The sequence below is a fragment of the Roseateles sp. GW823-FHT07B05 genome, from assembly GCF_058794515.1.
The window spans coordinates 1-4,954 of sequence record NZ_JBXAGX010000031.1 but is presented as its reverse complement, the minus strand read 5'-3'; the positions used below and the strand labels follow the sequence as shown (position 1 = coordinate 4,954).

Genomic DNA, 4,954 nt, shown 5'->3' with positions numbered 1-4,954 from the left:
CGCGCCCATGATCGCCGCCGCCACCGGCTTCAGCGCTACCGCGTTTGTCACATAGGTCAGCCCAGCCCCTGACACCGGGGATACCTCTTCGCCGTTCGCTCCGTAGAGCTTCTTGGAGATGGGGTCTTGTTTGACCAGCTGCAGCTCAGGCGGCGGCGGCGGCGGCGGAACCTCGATCCACTTCTGCTCGCCAGGCTGCAGCGTCACGCCGTAGTAGCTCTTGGGGCTCTTGGTGGTGTTCTCGAAAAACTGCTTGGGCATCGCCGCACTCCTCGCCGACAGGGCACACGTCGGCTTGGATTGGGGCGCAACCGCGATGACATTTGCAGGGCGCTACGCCGCACGCCTCCGCTCCGGCTGCCAGCGCAGAGCGACCACAGCGGTTCGCAGGCTGCCCTGTACGGGGAGCCAAATCAAAGCCTCACATGCGAAAGCGTGTGGGGCTTTTTCTTTGGTGTCGCGCCGAACGTCATTTGAACATCTAGCGAAAAGTTGTCCGTAGCATTCTTCGCATGGACACACCTCCGCCACGCCGCCCACTGATATCCGTAGCAACCTCGGACCCACTGAAACACTTCAGTCGCGAAGGTCCGCTCGTCAAGCTTGCCGCACTTTTGATCAGCCGCGCGCACGTCATCTTCTGGAGCATCGGCGCTGCCATAGCAGCCATCGCGGCTGCCCTGAGTGGCTGGTGATCGGGCAGTTCGCTGGCTCGGGAGGCTTCTGTAGGGTTTGTACCTGAACACCTGAGCGCTAACGTTTTGATACGCTGACCTCAGGGAGAAGGTCATGTCATTGCCGTACCGAACCGCCGAACAGACGCGGTCAGATAACGTCGCCGCGATGGGCGAAGAGGTCGGAAAGATCTACAGCGCGTTATGGCAAGAAGTCGCGCTGATTCACAAGAGGTGGGGACAGTACGTCGCGCTATTCGGCACAAGTCCTTCACGGATAGATTTGCTGAATGAAGCCGCACCTCAATTCTTCCGCACGGTTCAAGATGCGCTATGGGAGGCCATGCTTCTGCACCTGGCCCGACTCAGCGACCCGCCCAAGTCAGTAGGCAAAGAAAACCTCTCCGTCAGACGGCTCACGCAAGCTGTTGCTAACACTTCCATCAGTCCTGCGATGACTGTGCTGGAAGCGTCAGTTATGGATTCGACATTGTTCGCACGCGATTGGCGCAATCGAAAACTGGCACATCGGGATTTAGAACTCGCGGTCGAGGCTCATGCAGACCCCTTAGCTCCCGCTTCTCGTGCATCGGTAAAGGCAGCGCTTGCTGCGCTTACAGAATTTCTGAACGCGTTCTCATCGCATTTTCTCGACTCAACAACAATGTTCAATACAGGCGACGACGGAGGGGACGCTTTGTCGCTGCTATACGTGTTGAAGGACGGCCTGACGCACGACAAAGAGAGACTCGCAAAAATAAAGAACGGCGAGCTAAGTTATACCCATCTACACCACGACCCCATCTAAGAATCGGCCGCCTCGCCATGGAACTTCTTCACGACCCAATTCGGCATCTTCGCTATCTTCGCCAATCGCTTGCTCAAGATAATGAATCCATCGGATTCTTCTTGTCCGCCGGATGCCCACTTTCCGTTCCCATGCCTGCGGGAGAGTGGCCACTGATTCCTGATGTTCTAAATTTAACAAAGCACATCAACGAAAAACTGAAAGACGATGCAGATTACAAAAATCTGAGCAGCGAGCTTGTAAAGGCCGAACGCAATCACGAAAACATTGAGGATGTTCTGAGCTTCCTGAGGAGCCTTGCGTCCGTTTCCAAAGGCGGCACTGTTCGAGGGTTATCAGAGGATTCATTAATTTCCCTGGAAAAAAGAATTTGTAGTGAAATCATTAAAAAAATTGATGTCACGCTTCCTTCATCCGAAACCCCATATCATCGACTTTGCAATTGGATTAGATCAATTGATCGGAAGTGTGCAGTTGAGATTTTCACAACAAACTACGATTTGCTTGCAGAGCAAAGTCTTGAGGACAACGAGGTTCCATATTTTGATGGATTCGTAGGCTCAAGAAGGCCATTCTTCGATCTTCGCGCCGTTGAGGACAATCTAATACCTACACACTGGACCAGACTCTGGAAGATTCATGGGTCTATAAATTGGTATCAAGAGTCCACCAACAATCAGCGAAGTGTATATCGATCATCAGAGATAAAGCAAGACGCCTCTCACCTCATATATCCTTCTCACCTCAAGTACGAGGAAAGTCGGAAGATGCCCTACTTGGCATTGATTGATCAGCTTAATCGCTTCATCAGAAGAAAATCTTCATTCCTTATTTTGTGTGGCTACTCATTCAACGACGGTCATTTGAATGACACCATTGTGAATGCACTCAAAGCAAATCCAACTGCCATGGCACTAGGTTTGCAATTCGGGCCGTACGCGCGCGAATCAAACGGCGCGGAATGTTACCCGGAGGCTTACCGACTTGCGAAAAAGCAGCATAACCTGAACATCTGGACGTTCGACAAGGCAATTATTGGGACCAACGTCGGCGCCTGGAACCCCGCACGTACAAGCGGCGAAGATGCAGAAGAGGATCTGCGCATGTATATAGAGCGGCATCAGGACAAAAGCGATCCGCCAAGAACCCACGCTCAGTTGAAGCTCGGAGACTTTTCAATTTTCTCCAATTTCCTTAAGACAATTATTGGCAGCGCACCGCAAGCAAAAAATGGCCAATAGGGAAACATATCTGGGCGACGTTCAGGACGTCAACGGAACCGCAGTAAGCATCGCTCTATCTGCTAGCTCGCTTACCGGCTTCATCTACATAGATGGACAAGGTTACCGAGCGGGACAAATCGGGAGCTTTGTAAGAATCCCAATCGGTTTTTCTGATCTATATGGAATTGTTAGCCAAGTAGGTGCAAGCGCAGCGCCAAAGCGAGGGGAAGGCGCCGAAATAGAAAATGAACAAGAAAACAGATGGATGAAGGTCCAACTTATAGGAGAAGGGCTGCGGACTGGCACATTCTCGCGAGGCTTATCCCAGTATCCAACGATCGGCGATGAGGTTCATCTGGTTTCCGAAAAGGAACTAAAGAATATTTATGGCCAGCCTGATAAATCTTATTTTGTAAGATTAGGCCACATCTCCAATGCAGATTCGATACCAGCCTTAGTCGATGTTAACAAGCTAGTTACGCGACATTCTGCCGTAGTTGGAACGACCGGGTCTGGGAAATCAACCACTGTTGCGAGTATTATCAATGCACTTTCGGACAGTGCCCGCTATCCCTCCGCCCGAATTTTGATGCTCGATCTTCACGGCGAATATGGACATGCGCTAAAGGATCGGGCCAACATCTACAAAATCAATGCCGACAAATCCTCGAAGGGCACCGAGAAGGAGTTGCACATACCTTTTTGGGCGTTGAATTTTGATGAGTTGTGCGCAATAAGCTTCGGGGAATTCTCGAATGAGAAAGATCGAAATATCGTTATGGAGCGCATCCATAAATTCAAGGATCGCTCGATTGCCGCACACAAAAGACAAGGGGCAACTGCAGATACTTTGAGTGTCGATACCCCAATTCCGTTTAGCTTGCATGACCTCTGGCACGAACTCTTTACCGAGACCTTTGGCACCTACTACGCAAAGAAGGGTGGCAAGCCAATCGAGAACCTAGCATACGAGCGCGATTCGCAAGGCAGTGAGCTAAAAGGCAACGCCGAGTCAGGTCTTCCTCCCATTTTCAGAAATGTCAAGAATGACAAGGACGACGACGAAAAGATTAATTACCTGCCGGGCCAACTAAACCTAGGGAAGCAACTACTCCTTCTGGGAGCCAGGCTGCGAATACCGCGATACAACTTCATATTTAAGCCAGGAGATTGGTCCTCTTCGTCTGACGGTGAAGTGGCACGGGATCTAGGCGGGTTACTTGAAGACTGGATCGGCGGGGAAAAACCAGTTTCCATCCTTGACTTATCAGGGGTTCCTGCAGACATTCTCCAGACAACCATAGGCGCGGTGTTGCGGTTGCTTTACGAAGCTTTGTTTTGGGGAAGAAACCTCTCGCAAGGAGGCAGGCATCGACCGCTTTTGATAGTCATGGAGGAAGCACATATCTACCTAAATGATCAACAAGAGGGAATGGCTTCGCAGGTCGTTCAGCGCATCGTTAAGGAGGGTCGAAAGTACGGCATTGGTGCAATGATCGTGAGTCAGCGCCCTTCTGAGATAAATCCGACCATTCTTTCTCAGTGCGGCACTTTCTTCGCTCTGAGGTTAACAAATTCCGCAGACAGAGCGCATATTACTTCCGCCCTTTCTGATAATTTGGATGGCCTAACTAGTATGCTACCCATACTAAGGACTGGCGAAGCCATTATTCTTGGAGAAGCGGTTAAGTTGCCGATGCGCACAATAGTGGAGCCGCCACCCAAGAATGCGAGGCCGGATAGTCAAGATCCCATCGTGTTCGATGAACTGCCGTCTGAAGATTCGCCACATCCGGGCGGCTGGGGAATCACCAAAGAACAGAGCCCCAACTACGAGGAAATGAGCGAGACGTGGCGCTCTCAGAATCCACGAATTTCCAGAGTCAAGTAGGGAATGATTTATGGATAGAAAACCAGTCTCTTCGTCAAATATCGCTTCGGTAGGCTATGACGAAGACAGTTCGACCTTAGAAGTGGAATTCAATAACGGCGCCGTCTATCAGTATTTTGATGTACCGCAACACGTGCACGACGCGCTAGTCGGGGCAGCCTCCGTTGGGGGCTACTTAGCAAGCAACGTTAAAGGTCATTACCGCTTCTCCAAGGTATGACGAGACCAGCCATGATCAGAGGCCACTAGACGGTGGCTCTCACTTTGGCCGGAAGGCCTATTGAACCGCCCCGGGTTTCGAGGAGGCTCAACACTCTGAGAGGATTGAGCCATGAGCAAGTCGAACAAGTTCTCGCCC

Annotated in this window: 5 protein-coding genes; 4 read left to right on the top strand and 1 reads right to left on the bottom strand. The window is 51.3% G+C overall.

Features of this window, described 5'->3' with window-relative positions; all coding sequences use genetic code 11:
- Window positions 1–261, bottom strand: a 261-nt coding sequence (locus AC1Q7O_RS27480) for a hypothetical protein (protein WP_492662621.1), incomplete at its 3' end; no start/stop codon positions are given.
- 528 nt (window positions 262–789) lie between these two features.
- On the opposite strand from AC1Q7O_RS27480, the gene AC1Q7O_RS27475 reads away from it, so the two are divergent.
- The 4 genes from AC1Q7O_RS27475 to AC1Q7O_RS27460 are packed head-to-tail and all read left to right on the top strand — an operon-like array spanning window position 790 to window position 4,816.
- Entirely contained in the window at window positions 790–1,482 is a 693-nt protein-coding gene (locus tag AC1Q7O_RS27475; protein ID WP_492662620.1) for an AbiU2 domain-containing protein, read from the top strand.
- A 17-nt stretch (window positions 1,483–1,499) separates the two neighbouring features.
- Complete coding sequence (locus AC1Q7O_RS27470) at window positions 1,500–2,723, top strand: SIR2 family protein (protein WP_492662619.1); 1,224 nt, start codon at window positions 1,500–1,502, stop codon at window positions 2,721–2,723.
- The gene (locus AC1Q7O_RS27465; protein WP_492662618.1) at window positions 2,689–4,596 is read left to right on the top strand and encodes an ATP-binding protein; all 1,908 of its coding nucleotides are present in this window, start codon (window positions 2,689–2,691) and stop codon (window positions 4,594–4,596) included. The genes AC1Q7O_RS27470 and AC1Q7O_RS27465 overlap by 35 nt, the downstream gene beginning before the upstream one ends.
- 10 nt (window positions 4,597–4,606) lie before the next feature.
- On the top strand, window positions 4,607–4,816 hold the full coding sequence (locus tag AC1Q7O_RS27460) for a KTSC domain-containing protein (RefSeq protein WP_492662617.1): 210 nt from the start codon (window positions 4,607–4,609) through the stop codon (window positions 4,814–4,816).
- The last annotated feature ends 138 nt before the right edge of the window (window positions 4,817–4,954 follow it).

Excerpts from the sequence above, each read along its gene's own strand:
- AC1Q7O_RS27470 (WP_492662619.1), top strand. The coding sequence starts at position 1,500 with ATGGAACTTCTTCACGACCCAATTCGGCATCTTCGCTATCTTCGCCAA.
- AC1Q7O_RS27475 (WP_492662620.1), top strand. The coding sequence starts at position 790 with ATGTCATTGCCGTACCGAACCGCCGAACAGACGCGGTCAGATAACGTC.
- AC1Q7O_RS27460 (WP_492662617.1), top strand. The coding sequence starts at position 4,607 with ATGGATAGAAAACCAGTCTCTTCGTCAAATATCGCTTCGGTAGGCTAT.